Here is a 22,399-nt window from a genome sequence, read left to right on the forward strand (position 1 = left end):
TTGCATCCCTAAAACGTTCATTGTGCAGGAGGAAGATGTATGGCGGAAGAACAGAAGGAAAAATGGCAGGGGTGGCTGGCGCTGTCCACGGCCATCGTGGCGGTCCTGGCCGCCCTGACTACGCTCTATATGGGGAAATACTCGTCCCGCGCCATCATGGCCCAAGGGCAGGAGAGCGACCAGTGGGCCTATTATCAGGCCAAGAGCATCAAACAGCATAATTTTGAAATGAACAAAAAGGCGCTGGAGTTGCAGTACCATGCCCAGAGGGGACTGCCGCCCGAAGTGGCCGCCGACTATGAGAAGACCCTCGCCAAATACGGTGAGGAGATCAAGCGCTACGATAATGACAAAAAGGAGATCAAGGACAAGGCGGAGGGTATCGCCAAGACCAAACTCAAGGCCCAGGAGATGGGTGGCAACTTCGCCTACGCCCTCATCTTCCTCCAGATAGCCATCATGCTTTCATCCCTGGCCAGCCTGACCAAGCGCCACTACCTCTGGTACATCGCCCTCGTGTGCAACCTGGGGTGGCTGTTCTTCTTTCTGGATGCCTGGATGCTCTTTTACTGAAAGCCTCCCACAGCTGACGCCAAAAAGGCCGCCCGATCCCAGGGCGGCCTTTTCTCATGCTTATTTCCGGTAGTATGACATGGCTTCCGGTATCAGGCGTTCTATCCCCGTGATCCGGGTGGCATCGGACGGATGGGTGCTGAGGAACTCCGGGGGCGCCTGCCCCCCTTTCTGTGCGGCCATGCGTTGCCAGAAGACAACCGCCTCGTGGGGATCGTAACCGGCCATGGCCATAAAGATCAACCCCAGGTGGTCGGCCTCGCTTTCCTGCAATCTGCTGTAGGGGAGGATGGCCCCGTATTGGGCCCCGACGCCGTACACCGACATCCAGAGCTGCTGCGTGGCGGCCGACTTTGTGGCAAGCGCCGTGGAGAGCGCCACCCCGCCCATTTGCGTGATCAGCCCCTGACTCATGCGCTCGTTGCCGTGCTCTGCGATGGCATGGGCGATCTCATGCCCCATCACCACGGCCAGGCCCGCTTCCCCCTGGGCGACCGGCAGGATACCGGTATAGACGACCACCTTTCCCCCCGGCATGCACCAGGCATTGACCTGCTTGTCTTCCACCAGATTGAACTCCCACTTGTAGTTGGCCAGATGCCCGCTCAGGCCGCTGGCGGCAAAGTAGCGTTCAACCGCATCCTGGACCCGCGCCCCCACCCGCTTGACCACCCGGGTCTGCTCCATGTTGGCGCTGACCTTGTGCTCCTTCAGGAACTGGTCGTACTGCTGCAGGCTCATGGAGATCATGGACGAGCCGGGGATCAGGTTGAGCTGCGAGCGCCCGGTGATGGGAACGGTGCTGCACGCGGCCAGGGCAAAGGCCAGGCAGAGTATTGGTGCAATTCGTCCAGACATCAGGACCACCTCCTCACGGCAATCTCAGAATATGGGCCACCACATCCAGCAGCGGGGAAGGAGAGAGGCCAAGGAAGAGGATGGCGGCGGTGGGGATGGCCAGGGCGACACTCTCGGAGATGGACAGGCGGCGCACCGGCGCGTCCCCACCGTCGGCAGGCCGCATGTAGAGCGCAACCACCACCCGCAGATAGAAGAAGACCGCCACCAGGGCAGAGAGGGCGCCCACCACGGCCAGGGCGGTTTCGCCGGCCCGCAGCGCGGCGCTGAAAACCGCGAACTTGGCCATGAAACCGACAGCCGGGGGTATCCCGGTCAGGGAGAACAGCGCCACCGCCAGGGCCGCACCGGCCAGGGGATTGCGGTAGCCCAGGCCGCGGTACTGTTCGATGGCGTCCCGGTCCGTGCCATCCGACAGGACCGCTACCGCCCCGAAGGAGGCCAGCCCGGCCGCAGCATAGGCCACGATGTAGAAGAGCGCGGCCCGTGCCCCACCGGCCGGCAGGGCCACAAAGGCCAGGGCCACATACCCCATCTGGGCCACCGACGACCAAGCCAAAAGCCGCTTGATGCTGCTCTGCACCAGGGCCGCCAGGTTGCCGCAGACCAGGGTGGCGAGCGCCAGGCCCCAGAGGATGTCGTGACCGCCGCGCCATACGGCCGCCAGGGGCAGGACGAGGAGCACGGCCGCCGCCGAGGCCCCCTTGGAGGCGGTGGAAAGGAGCGCCGTTACCGGCGCCGGCGCCCCCTGGTACACGTCCGGGGTCCAGAGATGGGCCGGAACCCAGGAAAGTTTGAAGGCCAGTCCCACGAGGACCATGCAGACCCCAGCCAGGAACAACGGCTCGGGCGGGGCCGCTTGCAGGGCCAGTTCGGCCAGTTTGAGCGTACCGCGGCTGCAATAGACCAGCGCGATCCCCATGGCCAGGATGGCCGCAGACAGGGTGCCGTTGAGCAGGTATTTCAGCCCTGCCTCGCCTCCCCGGACCGAATCCCGTTCAACGGCCACCAGGATGTAAAAGGCAAAGGTAAAGGCCTCCAGGCCGAGGAACAACATCAGCAAATCGGTGGCGGCACAGGCCGCCCCCATGCCGGCCAGGGCGAAGAGCAGGGTGGCCGGATACTCCTCCCCCACGATGCCGCGCCGCTTGTTGTAGCCGGAGGCCAGCAGCAGGGCCACCAGACCGGTGCTGTCGAGGAAGACGGCGAAGAAACGGGAGAAGGGGGTGACGGCAAGGCCCGGCATGACGGCGTTAGCCGGGAGGGCAATCGTCCACACCAGGGCGGCGACGACAAAAGCGAGAGCCAACTCATACAGCCATCCCCCCGGTCGTACCGCCCCCGCCAATAAGACCACGACGCTGCCGCCGGCCAGGATAATCAAAGGCATGAATGCCATCAGGTCGGCATTTGTCATGGCGCCCCTCCAACCAGAAGCTGCACCGGTCCGTGGATCAGATCCAGAAGCGGCGTGGGATGCACGCCCATCCAGACCACCAGCAGGGCCAGCACGGCCAGGAGGCAGAGTTCCCGGCGATCCAGGTCCGCCAGCGGCAAGGGTGTGCGTTCCGTCTGAAAGACCACTTCCTGCACCAGCCGCACCGTGTACACCAGGGTCAGGACGATGCCGGTGAAGGCCAGCCCCGCCGCCAGGGGGGACCTGGTGAAGGTGCCGGACAGTACCAGGAACTCGCCCACGAAGTTGTTCAGCCCCGGCAGGCCGGCCGAGGCCATGGAGAAGAGCAGGAAGAAGAACGACCAGAGCGGAATCTTGCCCCACAATCCGCCGAAGGCGTTGATCTCCCGGGTGTGCGCCCGCTCGTCCAGCATGCCCACCATGGCGAACAGGGCGCCGGTGGTCACACCGTGGTTGGCCATCTGGATGATGGAGCCGGACAGCGCCACCGGTTGCCAGGCGGCGATGCCGATGGCCACGTATCCCATGTGGCCGATGCTGGAATAGGCGATGAGGCGCTTCATATCCTCCTGGGCAAAGGCCACCAGCGAGGCGTAGACGATGCCGGCGATGGCCAGGGTGTAGAACAGGGGGGTCAAGGTCTGGGCCGCCTGGGGGAAGAGCGGGTAGCCGAAACGGAGCAGGCCGTAGCTCCCGGTCTTGAGCAGAAGCCCGGCCAGGATCACGCTCCCCGCGGTAGGGGCGTCGGTATGGGCGTCCGGCAGCCAGGTGTGCAGGGGAAAGAGCGGGAACTTGATGGCGAATGCCAGGAAAAAGGCGCCGAACAGCCAGAGCTGGGTACCGCCCGGCAACCGGGTCGCGATCAGTTGCTGCAGCCCGAAGGTGGCCACGCCGCTCTGTTGGGCATGGAGCAGGTGCAGGGCGATGATCGCCAGGAGCATCAGGAGCGAACCGAACATGGTGAAGAGGAAGAACTTGACCGTGGAATAGATGCGCCGGCCATGCCCCCAGATGCCGATCAGGAAGAACATGGGGATCAGCATCACCTCCCAGAACAGGTAGAACAGGGCCAGGTCCAGGGCCAGGAAGACCCCCATGATGCCGGTTTCCATGGCCAGGAGCAGCGCCAGGAACAGGCCGACCTTTTCGCCGACGGCGCGCCACGACACCGCCAGGGCCACACAGAAACTGAAGGCGGTCAGCATGACCATGAGGAGCGATATGCCGTCCAGCCCCAGGGTGTAACGGATACCGAAGGCCCCGATCCACGGCGCGTCCTCCACCAGCAGGTAACCGGGCAGGATCGGTTTCAGCGCCGCCAGCCCGTGCCACGAGGCGTACAGCCAGAGCGCCAGCAGCAACTCTCCGGTCATCACCCCCAGGGCCAGCGGCCGCGCGGCCACAGGGCGCTTCCAGACCGGCAGCATCAGCAGGCCGCCCGCCAGGGGGAAGAAGACCAGGATGGTCAGGAGAGGCAGATCGGCCATCATGACAGCGTCACCCAAACGAGGTAAACCAGCACCACGCAGACCCCGGCCGCCAGGCCGAACAGGGAGGTGGCCACCCGGCCGCTGCTCCAGGCGGCGGGCAGGCCACCCAGGCGGGCGGTGAGACGAGCCAGGCCGTCCAGGGTGCCGTCGATGCCGGCCTCGTCCCACCGCTTCCAGAGGAAACGCGCCAGGTGGTTGAACGGATTGATGACCAGCACCCAGTAGAGGCTGTCCAGATACCAGCCGTTCAGCAGGAACCGAGCCCCCGGCTGGCCTGCCTCCTCGCGGGCCAGGGTTTCGGCCCGTCGGCTGCCGGTGTAGCGGGACCACGCCAGGCCCAGACCCGTGAGGCTCAAGGTGGCGGCGACGATCTGCAGGGCGATCTCGTCGGCATGCGGGGGCTGCTCAACACCCCCAAAACCGGGGATCGAACCGAGGAAGCCGTCCAGAAGCCCCTGATACCCCAGGTAGGCGGGCAGATTGAGCAGGCCGCCGCATAAGCCCAACAGGGCCAAGGGGACGAGGGTGAGGGTCATGATCAATGGGAGTGGGCCGGGTGGGAGGGAATGTCCCTGTTCCCCATGAAAGACCACAAAGACCATGCGAAAGGTGTAGAAGGAGGTCAACAGCGCCGTAAAGAGGCCAAGGAGCAGCAGGCCACCGTACAGGGGACCGCCTTGGGCGACAACCCCACCCAGAATGGCGTCCTTGCTGAAGAAGCCGCCGGTCAGGGGAAACCCGGCCAGGCAGAGCGCTCCGGCCAAAAACGGCCAGTAGACCGCTGCCAGCTTTGTCCTGAGCCCCCCCATGCGGAAGATGTCCTGCTGGTGGTGCAGGGCGGTGATGACGCACCCCGCCCCCAGGAACAGGAGCGCTTTGAAGAAGGCGTGGGTCAGCAGGTGGAAGGTCGCGCCGGTCAGCGCCCCGGCCCCCACGCCGAGCACCATGTAGCCGATCTGGCTGATGGTGGAGTAGGCCAGGATGCGTTTCAGGTCGCGCTGGCAGCAGGCGCAGGTGGCGGCGTAGAAGGCGGTGATGCCGCCGGTCAGGGCGATGGCGGCCCGCACCGTGTCGGAGGAACCGATCAGGGGAAACATGCGCGCCAGCAGGTAGACCCCGGCCGTGACCATGGTGGCGGCGTGGATCTGGGCCGACACCGGCGTGGGGCCGGCCATGGCGTCCGGCAGCCAGACCGACAGGGGCAGTTGGGCCGATTTCCCGGCGGCGCCGGCCAACAGCAGCAGGCCGATGGTCGTCACGATGGCAGCCGGGACCAGCGCGCCCATGGTGTTCAGGTGGGTGATGGATACGGAGCCGGAGAGCTGGTACATCCAGACGATGGCGATGCCGAAGGCGGTGTCGCCGATGCGGGTGGTGATGAAGGCCTTGCGCCCGGCGGTGGCGTTCTTCTCCTCCGTATACCAGAAGCCGATCAGGGCGTAGGAGCAGAAGCCGACCCCCTCCCATCCCAGGTAGAGGAGCGGCAGGTTCTCGGCCAGCACCAGGGTCAGCATGGCAAAGACGAAGAGGTTCAGCAGGGCGAAGTAGCGGGCCCAGGCCGGGTCGTCCTGCATATAGCCCACGGAATAGAGGTGGATCAGGCCGCACACGAATGTGATCATCAGGGTCAGGCTCAGGGAGAGCTGGTCCAGATACAGGGCGATGGGGGCCTGGAAAGTGAACGCGGCCAGCCAGGAGCCAAACTCCACCCTGACCGGGCCGGTGAAGCCGACACAGGCCAGCACGGCGCAGCAGAACGCGCCCCAGATCACCCCGCAGGCCACCGCCTCGCCCACGCGGCGGGGCAGCAGCCGCCCCAGCAGGGCGTTGTAGAGGCCTCCCAGGAGCGGCAGCAGGAGTATGAGGGCGAGGTAGAGGTGCATCGGTTCTTTCGTTTACCCTTTCATCTCGCTGAACAGGTCCGTATCCACGGTCTTGCGCCGCCGGTGCAGGTAGACCACCATGGCCAGGGCCAGGGAGACCTCGGCCGAGGTGAGGGCCATGATGAAGATGGCGAACAGTTGGCCATCCGCAGTGCCCCAACGGGCCGAGCCCGCCACGAAGACCAGCATGACGGCGTTCAGCATGACCTCGATGCAGACCAGCATCATGATCAGGTTGGCGCGCCAGGCCAGAAGCCCCCCCATGCCCAGGAAGAAGAGCAGACCGGCCAAAATGAGGATATGTTCCAGCGGGACGATCATGACGGATTCCCCTCATCTCCACCCCCTCTCCCCGGGGGAGAGGGTGGCCGAAGGCCGGGTGAGGGGGAATCTTGCCGCCCCAAATACAAAGCCCCCACTAAAGCAAACAGAAGCTGTAACGAAACCAGTTCCACCGCCAGACCGTGATCCTCAAACAGGCGCCGGGCCACCTCGCGGATCGGCAGGGCCGGGGCCGGTGCTGCGGAACCACGGCGGGAGACGATGACGACCGCCAGGGAGGCGATGCTCGCCCCGGCCAGCACCAGGGCCGACAGCCACTGGCGCCACCGGGGTGCGACCCCTTTTTCCGGGTGCCCCAGGTCGAGCATCATGATCACGAACAGGAACAGCACCATGATGGCCCCGGCGTAGAGGATCACCTCGAAGGCCGCCACCAGCGGCGCCATCAGCAGGTAAAAGATCACCGCGATGGAGAACAGGGAGGTGACCAGGTACAGGATGGCATGCACCGGGTGTTTCTCGGTAATGGCCAGGATCGTGCCGATAACGGCCACGCCTGCCAGTATGTAGAAGATGATCTGTTCCATAGTTCAATTCATTTTGCCGCGGAGACGCAGAGGCGCAGAGAGACAGGGGAATTCAACAGCAAGAGACAACTATACCCGAAAAAAAGCGTTCCGCCTTTCTCTCTGTTTTTTTGTTTCCTCTGTGTCTCTGTGTCTCCGTGGCAGATTCGATTTCCGCCGTTACGGCATCAACGACCTGGCATCCACCGGCGGATTTTCCTCCACCCCCTCGCCCCGGGGCTGGGTCACGGCGATACCGGCATGGCGGTAGAAGTTGTAGGAATCGTCCTTGCCGCAGCCATCGATCAGCAGGTCCTCTTTTTCATAAACCAAGTCCATGATGTCCCGCTTGCAGATCTCGAAATCGGGGGTCATCTGGATGGCCAGGGTCGGGCAGGCCTCAGCGCACAGGCCGCAGAAGATGCAGCGGGAGAAGTTGATCCGGAACCATGCGGCATAGCGGCGGCCATCCGCCCCTTCGGCGGCCTGCATGGAGATGCAGTCCACGGGACAGGCGGCGGAACAGAGGTAGCAGGCCACGCAGCGCTCGCCGCCGTCCGGGTCGCGGGTCAGCACGATCCGCGCCCGGTAACGCGGGTACGGGGTGCGTTTTTCCTCGGGATACTGGATGGTGACCGGCCGGCGCAGCATGTGCGCCAGGGTGATGCGGAAACCGCCCAGGATGGCCCGTATGTCGGAGAATATCGGCATGGTTCGTTCTTCTAAAGAGGTTGTTGAAAAACAGCCATCTCGCCGCCGTCCTCGAAAGCCCTTTTGTGCGGCGTAGCGCTGCTACGCCTCCGCAGGGCTTTCTGCGGGTGCGACGATCTGACTATTTTTGAACAACCTGGGTTTTTCAACAGTTTGTAAAAAAACGAGACGCCCCGGCGGGGCGTCTCGGCTCGGGAGTTCGAACGTATCAGGCGTTACCGTGTTTGGCCCGCTCGGCCTTCTTGAGCAGCGCCGAGGCCAGGGGGTGGCTGTTGTTGTCCGCATAGCGGCTGGCGGTATTGCCGGTGGACGTTTTGAGTCCCGCATCGGCGCCGCCGTCCAGCAGGGCCTGCACCGTCAGGTTGCAGCCGTAGATGGCGGCCAGCATCAGGGGAGTATGCCCCTCATGGTCGCGGACGTCAACGTCGGCGCCCTTGTCGACCAGCATCTTGACGATTTCGGTGTGGCCGTTGGCGGCGGCGTAGTGGAGGGCCGTTTTGCCTTTGTCGCTGCTGGCGGTCAAGTCGGCGCCCCGGTGCAGCAGGTCTTGAACAAAGTCCTTCTGCCCCTCTTTCGCGGCATTGATCAGAGGGGTGTGGCCGTGACGGTCTTTGGCGTTCACACTTTCCATGTTCGACTCCTCCCGTGGTTGATGTATGTTCCGGACGGCGATGTCCGCAGTTTCATCGTGATAAAGGTATCATGTCCCCACGCAACGCCAGCCACCAGCCGGTGACCAGGATATTCGCCAGGGCCAGGGGCGTCAGCACCTTCCACCCCAGGTGCATGAGCTGATCGTAGCGCAGACGGGGCAGGGTCCCGCGCATCCAGATGAAGAAGAAGGCAAACCCCAGGGTCTTGAGGGAAAACCAGATCACCGGCGCCAGAAAGGGGCCGTGCCATCCCCCCAGGAAGAAGGTCGTCGCCAGTCCGCCCAGCACGATGATGTTGATGTATTCCCCCACAAAGAACAGGCCGAAGCGCATGCCGGAGTATTCGGAGTGGAAGCCGGCCACCAACTCCCCCTCGGCCTCGGGGATGTCGAAGGGGATGCGTTTGCACTCCGCCGTGATGCTGATCAGAAAGATGAGAAAGGCCAGGGGCTGGTAGACGATGAACGGGATGGGGGCCTGGGCGGCGACGATGTCCGCCAGGCTGAAGGAACGGGCCAGCATGACCACCGGCACCAGGGACAGCCCCATGGACAGTTCGTAGGAGATCAGCTGGGCCAGGCCGCGAATGCCCCCCAGCAGGGAGTACTTGGAGTTGGAGGCCCAGCCGCCGATGGCAACGCCGTACACGGCGATGGAGGAGAGCGCCAGGAAAAACAGCAGCCCGACGTTCAGATCGGCCACCAGCATCGGCACCCGGCGGCCGGCAATGGTCACCGGCGCACCGAACGGGATGACGGCAAAGGTCAGAATGGCCGGGATGGCGGCCATGGCCGGGGCAAGGTAGAACAGCCATTTGTCGGCGGCTCTTGGGATAAAATCTTCTTTGGTGAGGAGCTTGATCAGATCTGCAAGGGGTTGGAGAAGTCCAAGGGGGCCGACGCGATTGGGTCCCTTGCGATCCTGGATCCAGGCCAGGACCTTCCGTTCGGCGAATACCAAGTAGGCGGCCAGGGTAAGGATCACGAAGAAGATCATCCCCAGCTTTGCCGCAAACAGCGCTATGTCCACAGTGGATGCCGTCATCGGTACCTGGTCAGGAGCATGTAAGAGGACACCAACGGAATGGTATTCATATATCACAAAAACGTGTCGAACGCCACCGACTAATTCCAGGGCGCGGATGGCAGCGCGGGGGACGCTGCACGAAGAACTGCGGCAGAACTCCGGCGCTTCAAGGGGTTACGTTTGCCCCCCCGGCAAGGATATTCCGTCAACAGGAGGTCGGAGGTGCGAATAAATTCCAAATTGTCGGCGCCAGAGAAATAAGCGCTTGAACAGCCACGACGCGGCGCACTATAATATGATCGCCAAGGAGAGTGTTGACATGGATGTACACCAGGCGGAATTCATCAAAAGTGCGGTAAAACCGAAGGACTACCCGGAGACGGCCCTGCCCGAGGTGGCCTTTGTGGGCCGCTCCAACGTGGGCAAGTCGTCGTTGATCAATGTGCTGGTCAACCGCAAAAGCCTGGTTCGGACCAGTTCCACTCCCGGCAGAACCCAGTTGATCAACTTTTTCGACGTTAACGGCCGCTTGGTCCTGGTGGACCTGCCCGGCTATGGCTACGCCAAGGCGCCGCCCGAGGTGCGCAAACAGTGGCAACCGATGATCGAGACCTACCTGGCCAAGCGCGAGAACCTGCGGGCGGTGGTCTTGATCCTGGATATCCGCCGCATCCCCGCGGACGGGGATCTGGAGATGCTGCGCTGGCTGGAGACCTATGGTATCCCGCCGATCATCGTGTTGACGAAATGCGACAAACTCTCGAAGAACGAGCAGGCCCGTCAGGCGGGAGTGATCGCTGCGGCCATCGGCCGCAGGCGGGAGGAGCTGCTCCCCTTCTCTGCCCTGTCGAAGGCCGGGCGCGACATGGTCTGGCGGGTGATCACGGAACTGGCCGGGCTGGAGAGCGTCACGACCTGATGGAGAACCCCGTGAATTCGCCGACGCAGGTCTCACGGCGCAGGTCGAGCCGTTCCACCCAGGCGGCGGGCGGCCCCTGATGGCACCATTCGACCAGGGCGTTCACCCCACTCTCATCGCCCTCGAACACGCCGGCTACCGAGCCGTCCGGCAGATTCCCGACCCAGCCGTTGACGCCCAGCTCCGCGGCGCGGAGGCTGGTGTAGTGACGAAACGCTACCCCCTGGACACGGCCGAAAACCGTGACGGAAACCCTGATATTCATACGGTATCCCCCTTGGATACTGAACAGATCCCAACCGATCCACAGGACAATCCCATGGTGCAACAACCAACCAAAACGGCAGCGGACAAGACGGCCATGCCGGACATGCAGAAACGCCCCGACCACCGCAGGATACCCATCGCCAAGGTCGGCGTCAAGGACATCTCCTACCCCATCGTGGTGATGGACAAGAACCACTCGCTCCAGCACACGGTGGCGCGGATCAACATGTACGTTGACCTGCCCCACCACTTCAAGGGGACCCACATGAGCCGCTTCGTGGAGATCCTCAACCGCCACCGTGAGCATATCGGCCTGGACAAGCTGGAGCCGATCCTGGACGAGGTGAAGGCCCGGCTCGGCTCCGCCAGTGCCCACGTGGAGATCCAGTTTCCCTACTTCATCGAAAAGAAGGCGCCGGTCTCGGGCGCCAAAAGCCTTATGGAGTACAGCTGCGAGTTCAAGGCGTCCATGACCGATACCCTGGATTTCGTGCTGGTGGTCAAGGTGCCGCTCACCTCGCTCTGCCCGTGCAGCAAGGAGCTTTCCCGCGCCGGCGCCCACAACCAGCGCAGCGTCATGACCGTGCGGGTGCGCTACCGGGAGTTCATCTGGATCGAGGATCTGGTGGAGTTGATCGAGCAGTGCGGCAGTAGCCCGCTCTACTCCCTGCTCAAACGGGAGGACGAGAAGTACGTCACCGAGCAGGCCTACGACAATCCGCGTTTTGTGGAGGACATGGTCCGGGAGGCTTATTCCCGGCTGGCAGCCGTGGAAAACATCACCTGGTTCTCGGTGGAGGCGGAAAACTTCGAGTCGATCCACAACCATTCGGCCTATGCTGCCGTGGAGCTCGACCGCCGGGCATGACCAGAGGACTGATCATCTTTGCCCGGGAGCCGCTCGTCGGCACGGTAAAAACCCGGCTGGCCCAGGATCTGGGCAGCCATCGGAGCGCAACGGACCTGTATGCGGCCATGCTGGCCGATGTGCTCGCCGCCGCCGTCACCCTGGACGATACCCGCCTGCTGATCTTCTGGGCGTCGAAAAACGGATCCGTTCCCTCTGTTCCGGCCCTGCCCCAGGCGGCGATGTTCGAACAGCAGGGGGGAGACTTGGGCGAACGCATGGCCAACGCCTTTGAAACGGCCCTGGCGAGCGGTTGCGAAACATGCTGCATCATCGGCAGCGATGCGCCCGACCTCCCCCCGGAGTACATCCTCCGGGCGTTTGACCTCCTGGAGCTGGGGGAAGCCGAGGCGGTTTTCGGCCCGGCCGAGGACGGGGGCTATTACCTGCTCGGCCTGCGGCGCTTGCAGAAGCGGCTGTTCGAGGAGATTGCCTGGAGCAGTTCGGAGGTTCTGCACACCAGCCTGGAACGGGCCCAGCTCTGCGGGCTCGGGACCGCCCTCCTGCCGCCGTGGCGGGATATCGACACAGGTGAGGACCTGGAGGCATTTCTGGAGCGGCCCACGCGGGATACTGCGCCCCGGACCCTGGCCGTGGCGCGACGCCTGAAAGGAAGTGCGACCTTATGTCCGACTATCTGATGGCAATACTGGTCGAGTTTACCGGCGGGGACTTTGCCCCCGATCATTTCGTTCGCCTCGGCACGGCGGCCCTGTTCTGGGTCCTGCTCATCTGGGCGGCCATGCGCCAGCGCCGCCACGACCCGCAGCGCAACAGGCTGCTGCTGATCGGCTTCGCCCTCGGTCTGGTGCGGGAACTCTTCATGTTCGCCGTCCTGTTCCTCTCCTTCAGCAAGACGATTCCAAACGCGCTCATGCAGCCGTTCACCGAACCGGTGGAACAGCTTTTGACCGGTGTTTCCCTGGTATGGATCGCCTCCGCCTATCTGGACAGCCTGCTCGACGCCCGCTTGGCCGGGCGCTACCTCAAAGGAGGAGTGGCCTGTCTGCTCGCCGCCTATCTGGCAACCTTCCGGGGCTGGGCCTCCTTCAGCAGCAGCCTTCCGGAGGCGAACTTCCATGCCAGCGGATATGGCGTGACCTTCCACCTCGCCGGGGCCCTGGTGCTGGCTGCCGCCCTCGTCTTCCTGTGGCGTGTCTCGGGATGGCGCCGAACGGCGCTCCTGATCGCCTTCGGCTGTTTTTTTCTGGATGACGCCCTGGGCCTGGCATACGGCATCGCATCCGCAAGCGCCATCACCGTTCTCGGGCCGATCCGCCACGGTCTGCACATGTTCGCCATCCCGGTCTTCGGCTATATCTACGGCCGCGAATTGTGGGAACATCACCTGACAGCGGAACGGGAGGCGCTCCGCTCCCGGGAACGCCACCAGAAACTGGTTGATACGATCGAGGGGATCGTCTGGGAGGCGGCTGCGGATACGCTTCGTTTCACGTTTGTCAGCGCCCAGGCCGAGCGGATTCTGGGATACCCGGTGTCGGTCTGGCTGTCCGATCCGGACTTCTGCCATGACCGCATCCACCCGGAGGATCGCGGCTGGGTGCTGGATATCTGCCGCGCAATGGGGCGTGATGGCGCATCACGACAGTTCGAATTCCGTATGATCGATGCCGGCGGCGGCACCCTGTGGCTGCGCAATGCCGTCTCGGTGATTGCCGAGGATGGCCAGCCGCCGATCCTGCGAGGGCAGATGTTCGATATCACCGAACGGCGAAAAATGATTGACTCCCTGCGGGAAAGCGAGGCCAAATTCCGTTCGTATATCGAGTTTGCGCCCATCGGCGCATTCGTTGTCGACCATTTGGGGCGGTACGTCGAGACGAACCGCACCGGGGCCGCGATGCTGGGGTATGCCGAAACCGAACTGCTCGACATGTCAATCGCGGATGTGCTGCCCCCCGAATACCGGGAAACGGGACGGCAAAATTTCGAACGGCTGAAGGAAGTGGGTTCTGCCAGCCGGGAGTCGCTCCTGGTGCGGAAAGACGGGGGCTTGCTCTGGGTCTCCCTCCAGGCCGTCAAGCTCGGCCACGACCGCTACATCGGGTTTTTCCAGGACATTACCGAACGGAAACAGACGGAACAGGCCCTGATTTCGGCCAAGGACGCAGCCGATGCGGCCAATGCCGCCAAGAGCCAGTTTCTGGCCAACATGAGCCACGAGCTCCGCACACCCTTGAACGGTATCATCGGCATGAGCGGGCTTCTGATGGATACGGATCTGACCCCCGAGCAGCTCGAATACGCCGGGATCGCCCTCAAAAGCAGCAAGGATCTGCTGGACCTCATCGATGAACTTCTCGACTTCGCCCGCATCGAGGCAGGAAAACTCCTGTTTGAAAAACGCGACTTCAATCTCCAGACCGTCCTCAAGGACACCATGCAGATACTGTCACTGCAGGCCGCGGAAAAGAGGCTGCAGTTGGACTGGGGGGTGGAACCGGATGTGCCGCTGCACCTCAAGGGCGATCCGGGCCGTTTGGCCCAGATCATCAGGAACATCGTGGGCAACGGCATCAAATTCACCCGGCAGGGTGGTGTGGCGGTCCACGTATCCCGCGAGGCGGAGGAGGGGGGAGAGGTGACGCTCCAGTTTGCCGTAACCGATACCGGCATCGGTATCCCCCAGGAGTACCTGAGCCGCATCTTCACCCCCTTCGTCCAGGTCGACGGCTCAAGCACGCGCAAATACAGCGGCACGGGACTGGGGCTGGCCATCAGCAACCAACTGGCCGAACTCATGGGCGGCTCCATCAACGTGGTAAGCGCCGTGGGCTCGGGTTCGACCTTCCGCATCGTCCTGCCGTTCGAGAAACAGGAGCAGAAGCCAATGAAGAATCAGGAAGGCGAAAACCGGACCATATTCTTCAGCCGTGACGCCGACGCCCCCCAACGCGCCCGCATCCTGCTGGCCGAGGACCATACGACCAACCGGCGGGTGATCAGGATGATGCTCAACAAGCTGGGCTACGAGACCGACGCCGTGGCCAACGGCCGCGACGCGATCAAGGCCCTGGAAAGCACCTCCTACGACCTGGTGCTGATGGACTGCCAGATGCCGGAAATGAACGGCTACGACGCCACCGCCGTCATCCGCGACCCCGCCTCCCGCGTCCTCGATCATGCAACGCCGGTGATCGCCCTGACGGCCAACGCCATGGCCGGCGAACGGGATAAGTGCATCGAAGCGGGCATGAACGATTACCTCTCGAAACCGGTGCTGGTCCAGGACCTGGAAACGGTCCTGAGCAAATGGCTTGAAAACCGATAGACCAGCAAACAAACAGAGAAAGGCTATTCCCCCAGATATGCAACCGATTCTCATCATGACGGCAGTGCCGCAGGAAATGACCCTGCTGGAACACGCCCTGACCAACACAGTCCGACGGACGGCAACCGCTTTCGAGTATGCCGAGGGGACCATCGGTACGCTCCCCGTACTACTCTGCGCGGGTGGCGTCGGCAAGATCAACGCCGCTGCCGCCACGGCTACCCTGATCGAACGCTGCCGGCCGCGCCTGGTGATCAATACCGGCTGCGCGGGCGCCTATCCCGGGAGCGGGCTTTCCATCGGCCACCTCGCCGTTGCCAGCAACGAAATTCTGGGGGATGAGGGGGTCCTGACGACCGGCGGGTGGAGGGATCTGCGCTTCATGGAGTTACCATCCTTCATGCAGGGCAAGCGGGCCTATCACAATGAAATCCCCCTGTCCAAACACGCCGCCGAAAAGGCCATGCAGCTTGCCGATTATTACGGAGTATTCCTGATGCGGGGACGGTTCGTGACCGTTTCCACCTGTAGCGGGACGCGTCAGCGCGGCGAGACCTTGGCGCGGCACTTCAACGCCATTGCCGAAAGCATGGAGGGGGCGGCCGTGGCCCAGATATGCCTGCGGTCGGGCGTGGACTGCCTGGAGATCCGCGGCATCAGCAATCCGGTGGTCGATCGGGATATGAGCGCCTGGGATATCCCGCGGGCTGCGGAATCGGCACAACGCTTCGTGCTCAAATACCTGGAAGACCTGGACCGGCCGGAGTTGAGCGCTTTTATGCAGGTGGCGCCCGAACGGTAAGACAAAAGCCGGCTCACGTACACAACAAAGGCCCTGGGGGATACTCCCAAGGGCCTTTGTTTGTTGTGGTGTGTTTATGCGGCCGTCAGGGGACCATGTCCGCAAAACGTTTACTGCGCCGGGGAAAACCGGAACGGTCAACGGACACGGCGCCCGCCTCGCGCACATTTTCGAGGCGCTCATCGGTTCCGGGATGAGTGGCCAGGATGCCCCCCTTCGACCCTCTGCCCGCCTCCTGAAGCCGATCCAGATACCCCACCAGCCCCTGGGGGTCGTAACCGGCGGCGGCAAGATACCCGAGGGCGGCCAAGTCGGCCTTTTTCTCCTGATCCCGGCCGTAGCCGTTCACCACGAGGGTCTTGACCACATCGTCGATGGAGCCCTGGAACAGGGAGACCAGTTGCGCGGTATCCTTGGAACTGAACTCCCGGGCCGCCTGGCTGCCGATGATCAGCAGCGCCTGGCTCCAGCGGGAGGACTGGATGGCCGCAATGCCGTCGCGATGGATGACATGACCCAATTCGTGGGCCAGTACGGCGGCCAGTTCATCCTCGTTCTTCACCGAGGCGATCATCCCCCGGGTGATCAGGACGGTGCCGCCGGGACAGGCGAAGGCGTTGATCTCCGGGGTGTCCAGAACGGCAAAATGGTAGCCGCCGAAGGTTGTCGGTTGTTCGGTGTGGAGCGCCAGCGTCTGCCCCACCAGGTTCAGGTACTCGGTGAGGCGCTTGTTGCGGTAGAGGGGGTAGGTGGCGGTGAGTTGGGCCGCCACGGCCCGGCCGATGTAGTATTCCTCTTCGTCGGAGACGGGGCGCGCCGCCTTGCCGATGGTCTGCACCGACGAGGCGATCATGCCGATCTGCTGGGGGGTGAGATCCTCCAGCCGGCAGCCGGCCAGGGAGAGGCCGGCCAGCAGGAGGCAGATCATACGGCGGGCGGCTGATGGCGACGGGAACATCATGGCTGGATCAGACCTCCCTGCTGGATGAACGTCTCCAGACTCTTCTCGCCCACGGCGAGACGTTCGATCTCGTCCACCGTCCCGTAGTTCAGGTTTTTGTTGGCGTTGCGATACCCCGCCTCGACCTGGGGATTGAACCCCTTGCCGGCCAGGGAGACCTCGTCGGCGGACACCCCGCCCGCGGAGCGCCCCCGGCCGGATGCCGAGTAGGAACGGGACTCCACGGCGCTCTTGTGGACCCAGCCGTTCACCCCCTTGGCGCTCACCTGGTACCAATCCCCTTTGCGGCCGATGACGGTCAGGCGGTCGCCGTAGCGCACCTTGGCCCTGACCGGGGCGAAGAAACGGCTCTCGGAACGGATGGCGTTGTCCCGGGTGACCACGCTCACCGTCTCGGCGGCGGCATCCACGGTCCAGAGCAGGCAGATCAGCAGTATGTAACGGGTTAATGGTCTCATTTCTCTTTCAGATGTATCACATTCCAGTCATCAGTCAATGGGGGAGTTTCAAGGCAGCGCCGGCACCAGTCCAGATAAAAGAGGGCCGGGCCGTCCTGGGGCCGTTGGGCAAGGGCTTCTTCGAACTGCGCCGCGGCGGCTTGCCACTCCCGATGGTGAAAGGCGTCAACCGCCCGGCCGTACAATGCCACCCATGCCGCCAACTCCGGCGGGGCGCCGTCCCGTTCCGCCAGCAGCTCATGGATGCGCACCGGCAACGCCTTCCCCTTGACGGCGATCAGCCCCAGTTCCCGCGCCAGGAAGCCATCCCCGGCCTCCACCAGGGTCGCGTCGCTGACCATGATGCGCGTGGCAAAGAACTTGTTGGCCGACTCCAGCCGGGAGGCAAGGTTGACCGTATCCCCCACCACGGTGTAGTCGAAGAGGCGGTCGCTCCCCAGGTTGCCCACAATGGCGTCGCCCGTATGGAGCCCGATGCGCAGGGAGATCGTCCCCAGGCCGCGGGTTTTGAATGCGGCGTTGACCCGTTCCAGGGCGGTCAGGGCGGCCAGGGCCGCGCGGCAGGCGTTACGTCCCGCATCCGGCCGGGCCAGGGGCGCGCCCCAGAAAGCCATCACGCAGTCGCCGATATACTTGTCGATCACCCCCTGGTGGCCGATGACCTCTTCGCTCACCGCGTTCAGCACGTCGTGCAGCATGAGGGCCGTCTCCTCCGGCGGAAACTGTTCGGCAATGGTGGTAAAACCGGCGATATCGGCAAAAAAGACCGTCACCCGCCGGCGCTGCCCCCCCGGCTTGATCAGGTCGGGATGCTTCAGCAGGTGGGCCACGACGGTCTCGTCCATGTACTGGGAGAAGGCGCGCCGCACGAAGCGGCGCTCCCGCCCTTCCGTGGCATAGCTGTAGGTGGAGGCGGCGGCAAAGGCGACCGCCAGGGCGGCCAGGGGAGGAATGAGCGGCAGGTAGACCCCCTGGCTGAACAGGAGCGCCGGCACCCCCAGGGAGGCCAGCAGCAGGCCGGCCAAGAGTGCCAGGTTCGCGGCGATGGAGGTGTGGGTCAGGATGAAGGCGCAGGCCGCCGCGGCGATGGCGGCCATGAAGACGATGGCGAGGGCGTCCGGCACCCGTTGGAGAAACGTGCCGTGCAGCAGGGCATCCAGGGTGGCGGCGTGGACCTGCACACCGGAGGTCACCGCCGATACGGCCGTGGGCTTCAAGTCATAGAGGCCGGCGGCGGTCAGCCCGAGAAAGACCTTTTTCCCCTTGAACCATGAGGCCGGATAGGCGCTCCGGCCATCGTCGCGGATCAGCTCCCGGATCGATACGATCTGGTACGGCTGCGCGCCGCGGGGGAAACGGGGCAGCAGGGCGCCGCCGTCCAGGGGGAGCGGTGCGGTGCCGCGCACCAGCCGGCCCTCGCGCACGGAGACCACCCGGCGCTCCAGGAGATGCCCCAGCACGAAATGCGGCAGGGTGCGGCCGGCTGCCTGGAACAGGAGCGGCAGGCGGCGGTAGACGCCGTCCCGGTCCGGCTTGATCATGACGTTGCCGCCGCCGTGGGCGCCACGGGCCAGGGGTGCGATGGGGGTGATGGCCGACGGCAGGGACGGGGACGGGGCCGGCACCCCTTTGACGGTCATGCGATCGAGGAACGCCTGTCCCGCAGCGTCGTTTTCCCGCTGGTTGGCGGTGGCGAAGACCGGGAGGACGACGTTGCCGGCCCTGGCCACGGCGGCAGCCAGGAGTTGGTCGTCCTCCTCGCCGTAGGAGGAGGGCTCGGTGAACAGGATATCCACGAAGACCGCATCGGCCTGGGCGAGCCGTTCGAAGACCGGGGCGTAGACCTGGCGCGGCCAGGGCCAAGTGACCCCCTCGGCGGCCAGGGCGTCCAGGCTCGGCTGGTCCACCTGGACGATGACGATATCGGAGCCTCCCCGCTCGGGGTTGAGCAGGCGCGACAACAGGTCGTAGGATTTCAGTTCAAAGGAGGAAAAAAGCGGGGTAAGGGTAAGGCTGGCGAGGAGGAGCGACGCCAACGCAAGAAGGACGATCCGCAGGGATTTCGCCGAAACGGTTCGGGGCGCCGGGGCGGGCATCAGCGTTTACCGAAGATGGCGGTGCCGACCCGCACCAGGGTCGCCCCTTCCTGGATGGCGGCCTCGAAGTCGCCGGACATGCCCATGGAAAGCTCCGCCATCTCCACCCCCGGAACGGCTGCGGCGGCGATCAGTTCCGACAAGCGCTTCAGCTCCGCGAAATAGGGGCGGGCCCCTTCGGGGTCGTCGAAGAGGGGGGGCATGGTCATCAAGCCCCGCACCCTGACGTTGGGCAGTTGGGCGATGGCACGCACCAGGTGGAGCGCCCCGGCCTCGGTCGTTCCCGACTTCGTGGCCTCGCCGGCGATGTTCACCTGCACCAGCACGTCGCAGCACCGCCCCAACCGGCCCCACTGGCGGCTGATCTCCTCGGCCAGGGAGAGGCGGTCGACCGAGTGGACCAGCGTCACCAGCCCGGCCAGGTATTTGACCTTGTTGCTCTGGAGATGGCCGATGAAGTGCCATTCCAGCGGTTCCGTTATCGCGGCCGTCTTGGCGGTCAGTTCCTGGACGTAGTTCTCGCCGAAGACGACCTGCCCGGCCCGGTAAGCGGCCAGCAGGTCCTCCGGGGGGCGGGTCTTGGAGACCGCCACCAGGCGCACCGCCTGCGGGTCACGGCCGGCCTTGACGGCCGCATCCGTGATCCGCGACCGTATCTGATTGAGGCGTTCTGCAATGGACATGGGATTCTTCCTGTTCCGGGCGGATTGCCACCACCGGAATCAAAGATAGTAAGAACTTGTTCGTAAATAATTTTGTTCAAGTATCGCGCCCGGCTTTGGGGGAGATTTTCCTGGCCTGATTGAGTAAAACCGCAGGCGTAGCCCGGCTACGTCGAGGATTTTACGATTGAGGGACAGGGAAAGATGCCCCGAAGACGGGATGCGATCAGGGGAGCGCCTCGACCGTCTGCAGCACCTCGTACAGCTCCGCCATGGGCAGGCCGACCACATTGGTGTACGACCCGCTGATGGAGCGGACGAAATGCACGGCCCCCCCCTGGATGGCGTAGGCCCCGGCCTTGTCCCTGGGACAGCCGCTGGCGATGTAGTCCCGGATCTCTTTTTCGCCGACGGTGCGGAAGGTCACGTCGGTATGCACGCTCCGGCTGAGATGGATGCCGCTCACCGCGTCGAAGACCGTAAAGCCGGTAATCACCTCGTGGTTCCTGCCGGACAGGGCGGTCAGCATGCGGAAGGCATCGGCATCGTCGACGGGCTTCCCCATGATGGTGTCGTCCAGGACCACCACGGTGTCGGCACCGATGAAAAAACGTCCGGCAGTCTTGTGCGCCACGGCGTCGGCCTTCTCCCGCGACAGGCGGATGACATGCGCGGACGGTTTCTCGCCGGGCAGCGCATCCTCGCAGATATCCGCCGCAACCACCGTGAATTCGATGCCTGCCAGGGCCATCAGCTCGGTGCGGCGCGGCGAGGCAGAGGCCAGAACGATTGCTCCATGTTTCATATCGATCACTTCTCCCGAGGCGGGTCTGCAGGAGGATTTTTCTGACCGCCACGGGCCTTCTGCTCCGCCTCCAGATCCTGCCAATGTTTTTGCCAATCCTTCTTGCGGACCTTCATCAGGATGAAAACGCCGGGGATGATGACGACCCCCCAGAGGATGCTGGTCTCCACGCCGTTGACGATGCCGTAGACGAGCGATGCCACCCCCATGAGGAGCAGCATGGTCTCCAGCGACAGGATCCGCCCGACGAGCGAGACCTCCTGGCGTCCCTTACCGCTATCCTGCGGCATGCGTCCCCTCCCCCCCGGGAAACATCTTGCCCGGATTCAGGATATTGTTCGGATCGAGGGCGTGCTTGACGGCCTTCATGGCCCCGATCTGGTCCGGGGACAGCTCCAACTCGATATAAGGGGCCTTGGAAAGCCCCACGCCGTGCTCGCCCGACATGGTTCCCCCCAGATCCAGGGCGGCCTGGAAGATTTCCTTCACCGCCCCCTCGGCCCGCTCCGGCATGCCGGGGATCTGCTTGTCGATCATCACGTTGACGTGGATGTTGCCGTCCCCGGCATGGCCGAAATTGACGATCGGCACGTCGTACTTCCGCTGGATGGCCTCGATCCGCCTGATCACATCCGGGACCTTGCTGCGGGGCACCACGATGTCCTCGTTGGTCTTGTCGGGATTGATGTCCCGCAGGGACGGGGACACCAGGCGGCGCACCTTCCAGAGCTGCTCCGATTCGGCGGCGTTCGCGGCGGCGCGGAACTGGACCAGCCCCAGCGGCTTGATGATCGCGTGGATCTGCCCGGCCTGTTTCTCGATCAGATCACGGTCCCCGTCCACCTCGATCAGCAGCACGGCGCGCCCCTCGGGGGGGATGCCCAGATTGAAACGGCGCTCGACGCATTGCAGGGTGGCGTAATCCATGAACTCCAGGGTGGTGGGGATGATCTTGCCGCCGATGATGGCCGAGACCGCCTTGGCCGCCCCGTCGATGGAGTCGAAGATGGTCAGCATCGTTTTTTTGGCGTCGGGATAGGGGAGGAGCTTGAAGATGATGCGGGTGATGATCCCCAGAGTCCCCTCGCTGCCGCACAGGAGCTTGGTCAGGTCGTAGCCCACCACCCCCTTGTAGGTCTCGCCGCCGGTGCGGATGATGGCGCCGCTCGGCAGGACCACCTCCAGCCCCATGACGAAATCCTTGGTGCAGCCGTACTTCACGGCCCGGGGTCCGCCGGCGTTCTCGGCCACGTTCCCCCCCAGGGTTGAGAACTTGAGGGAGGCCGGGTCGGGCGGGTAGAACAGACCCAGCTTTTCCACCTCCTGCTGGAACAGTTCCGTGACGACCCCCGGCTCCACCTCGGCAATCAGGTTTTCGGTATCGATGCGCAGGATGCGGTTCATGCGGGTGGTGACCAGCACGATGCCCCCCGCCTTGGGAAGCGCGCCGCCCGAGAACCCGCTGCCGGCGCCGCGGGGGAACACCGGGAAACCCTCGCGGTTGGCCAGTCTGAGCACGGCGGACACCTCCTGGGCGTTCGCCGGGTGGACAACGGCGGAAGGAAGAAACTCCATCTGGGTGGCATCGTAGGAGTAGCAGAGCATATCCTGTTTTTCGGTCAGGACGTTGTCCGTCCCGACTATGGCGGCGAGTTCGCCGAGAATCCGTGAATCGAGCATCGGCATACCTTTCGAATTGGTTTCCATCCGGGCTCTACGATACATGATTACCCCGGTCCGGCGCAAGGCACATTTGCGGCGCTGCGGCCAA

General features: G+C 64.0%; 22 protein-coding genes and 1 pseudogene. 6 read left to right on the top strand and 17 right to left on the bottom strand.

Annotation, left to right across the window (positions count from 1 at the left end; all coding sequences use genetic code 11):
* Positions 1-39 precede the first annotated feature (39 nt).
* Positions 40-573 (top strand): DUF4337 domain-containing protein, encoded by a 534-nt coding sequence (locus F6V30_RS01520; protein WP_151154760.1) that lies wholly within the window; start codon positions 40-42, stop codon positions 571-573.
* A gap of 60 nt (positions 574-633) precedes the next feature.
* On the opposite strand, the gene F6V30_RS01525 is transcribed toward F6V30_RS01520, so the two are convergent.
* From F6V30_RS01525 to nuoH, 9 genes are all read right to left on the bottom strand, one after another.
* A complete protein-coding gene (locus F6V30_RS01525) occupies positions 634-1,431 on the bottom strand; it encodes a M48 family metallopeptidase (protein WP_151154761.1) in 798 nt (265 codons plus the stop codon).
* Between the two features lie 13 nt (positions 1,432-1,444).
* The gene (locus F6V30_RS01530) at positions 1,445-2,848 is read right to left on the bottom strand and encodes an NADH-quinone oxidoreductase subunit N (protein ID WP_151154762.1); all 1,404 of its coding nucleotides are present in this window, start codon (positions 2,846-2,848) and stop codon (positions 1,445-1,447) included.
* Entirely contained in the window at positions 2,845-4,335 is a 1,491-nt protein-coding gene (locus tag F6V30_RS01535) for a complex I subunit 4 family protein (protein WP_151156376.1), read from the bottom strand. Before F6V30_RS01535 ends, F6V30_RS01530 begins: the two co-directional genes overlap by 4 nt.
* Positions 4,335-6,221, bottom strand: coding sequence for an NADH-quinone oxidoreductase subunit L (gene nuoL, locus F6V30_RS01540; protein ID WP_151154763.1), 1,887 nt, complete (start codon positions 6,219-6,221; stop codon positions 4,335-4,337). Before nuoL ends, F6V30_RS01535 begins: the two co-directional genes overlap by 1 nt.
* Before the next feature lie 12 nt (positions 6,222-6,233).
* Positions 6,234-6,542, bottom strand: coding sequence for an NADH-quinone oxidoreductase subunit NuoK (gene nuoK / locus F6V30_RS01545; RefSeq protein ID WP_151154764.1), 309 nt, complete (start codon positions 6,540-6,542; stop codon positions 6,234-6,236).
* Entirely contained in the window at positions 6,539-7,090 is a 552-nt protein-coding gene (locus F6V30_RS01550) for an NADH-quinone oxidoreductase subunit J family protein (protein ID WP_151154765.1), read from the bottom strand. The genes nuoK and F6V30_RS01550 overlap by 4 nt, the downstream gene beginning before the upstream one ends.
* 159 nt (positions 7,091-7,249) lie before the next feature.
* Positions 7,250-7,780, bottom strand: a complete 531-nt coding sequence (nuoI, locus tag F6V30_RS01555; RefSeq protein WP_151154766.1) for an NADH-quinone oxidoreductase subunit NuoI — start codon at positions 7,778-7,780, stop codon at positions 7,250-7,252.
* A 208-nt stretch (positions 7,781-7,988) separates the two neighbouring features.
* Positions 7,989-8,411 (bottom strand): ankyrin repeat domain-containing protein, encoded by a 423-nt coding sequence (locus tag F6V30_RS01560; RefSeq protein ID WP_151154767.1) that lies wholly within the window; start codon positions 8,409-8,411, stop codon positions 7,989-7,991.
* A gap of 52 nt (positions 8,412-8,463) precedes the next feature.
* Complete coding sequence (nuoH, locus tag F6V30_RS01565; protein ID WP_151154768.1) at positions 8,464-9,477, bottom strand: NADH-quinone oxidoreductase subunit NuoH; 1,014 nt, start codon at positions 9,475-9,477, stop codon at positions 8,464-8,466.
* A 301-nt stretch (positions 9,478-9,778) separates the two neighbouring features.
* Here nuoH and yihA point away from each other — a divergent pair, with 301 nt between their 5' ends.
* Positions 9,779-10,378 carry a ribosome biogenesis GTP-binding protein YihA/YsxC gene (yihA, locus tag F6V30_RS01570; protein WP_151154769.1) on the top strand — a complete coding sequence of 200 codons (600 nt, stop codon included), beginning with the start codon at positions 9,779-9,781 and terminating at the stop codon, positions 10,376-10,378.
* Here the strand turns inward: yihA and F6V30_RS01575 are convergent.
* A complete protein-coding gene (locus F6V30_RS01575) occupies positions 10,368-10,643 on the bottom strand; it encodes an acylphosphatase (RefSeq protein WP_151154770.1) in 276 nt (91 codons plus the stop codon). The genes yihA and F6V30_RS01575 overlap by 11 nt on opposite strands.
* 96 nt (positions 10,644-10,739) lie before the next feature.
* Between F6V30_RS01575 and folE2 the strand changes: the two genes are divergently transcribed.
* The 4 genes from folE2 to mqnB are packed head-to-tail and all read left to right on the top strand — an operon-like array spanning position 10,740 to position 15,646.
* Complete coding sequence (gene folE2, locus F6V30_RS01580) at positions 10,740-11,513, top strand: GTP cyclohydrolase FolE2 (RefSeq protein WP_151156377.1); 774 nt, start codon at positions 10,740-10,742, stop codon at positions 11,511-11,513.
* Positions 11,510-12,193, top strand: coding sequence for a TIGR04282 family arsenosugar biosynthesis glycosyltransferase (locus tag F6V30_RS01585; RefSeq protein WP_151154771.1), 684 nt, complete (start codon positions 11,510-11,512; stop codon positions 12,191-12,193). The genes folE2 and F6V30_RS01585 overlap by 4 nt, the downstream gene beginning before the upstream one ends.
* Positions 12,178-14,844 (top strand): PAS domain-containing hybrid sensor histidine kinase/response regulator, encoded by a 2,667-nt coding sequence (locus F6V30_RS01590; protein ID WP_151154772.1) that lies wholly within the window; start codon positions 12,178-12,180, stop codon positions 14,842-14,844. Before F6V30_RS01585 ends, F6V30_RS01590 begins: the two co-directional genes overlap by 16 nt.
* Positions 14,845-14,881: 37 nt before the next feature.
* Entirely contained in the window at positions 14,882-15,646 is a 765-nt protein-coding gene (gene mqnB, locus F6V30_RS01595) for a futalosine hydrolase (protein WP_151154773.1), read from the top strand.
* Between the two features lie 85 nt (positions 15,647-15,731).
* Here mqnB and F6V30_RS01600 read toward each other — a convergent pair whose 3' ends face one another.
* From F6V30_RS01600 to F6V30_RS01630, 7 genes and pseudogenes are all read right to left on the bottom strand, one after another.
* The gene (locus tag F6V30_RS01600; protein ID WP_246163125.1) at positions 15,732-16,607 is read right to left on the bottom strand and encodes a M48 family metalloprotease; all 876 of its coding nucleotides are present in this window, start codon (positions 16,605-16,607) and stop codon (positions 15,732-15,734) included.
* On the bottom strand, positions 16,604-17,065 hold the full coding sequence (locus F6V30_RS01605; protein WP_151154774.1) for an SH3 domain-containing protein: 462 nt from the start codon (positions 17,063-17,065) through the stop codon (positions 16,604-16,606). Before F6V30_RS01605 ends, F6V30_RS01600 begins: the two co-directional genes overlap by 4 nt.
* 320 nt (positions 17,066-17,385) lie before the next feature.
* Positions 17,386-19,161, bottom strand: a pseudogene (locus tag F6V30_RS01610) (CHASE2 domain-containing protein); the annotation flags it as partial.
* On the bottom strand, positions 19,161-19,844 hold the full coding sequence (locus tag F6V30_RS01615) for a YggS family pyridoxal phosphate-dependent enzyme (protein ID WP_151154776.1): 684 nt from the start codon (positions 19,842-19,844) through the stop codon (positions 19,161-19,163). The gene F6V30_RS01615 and the pseudogene F6V30_RS01610, both read right to left, overlap by 1 nt.
* Positions 19,845-20,049: 205 nt before the next feature.
* Positions 20,050-20,628, bottom strand: a complete 579-nt coding sequence (locus tag F6V30_RS01620; protein WP_151154777.1) for a Maf family nucleotide pyrophosphatase — start codon at positions 20,626-20,628, stop codon at positions 20,050-20,052.
* A 5-nt stretch (positions 20,629-20,633) separates the two neighbouring features.
* Complete coding sequence (locus tag F6V30_RS01625; RefSeq protein ID WP_151154778.1) at positions 20,634-20,918, bottom strand: hypothetical protein; 285 nt, start codon at positions 20,916-20,918, stop codon at positions 20,634-20,636.
* On the bottom strand, positions 20,905-22,308 hold the full coding sequence (locus F6V30_RS01630; protein ID WP_151154779.1) for an FAD-binding oxidoreductase: 1,404 nt from the start codon (positions 22,306-22,308) through the stop codon (positions 20,905-20,907). The genes F6V30_RS01625 and F6V30_RS01630 overlap by 14 nt, the downstream gene beginning before the upstream one ends.
* Positions 22,309-22,399 lie beyond the last annotated feature (91 nt).

Origin of the sequence: Oryzomonas sagensis (assembly GCF_008802355.1) — a bacterium.
Lineage (GTDB): Bacteria > Desulfobacterota > Desulfuromonadia > Geobacterales > Pseudopelobacteraceae > Oryzomonas > Oryzomonas sagensis.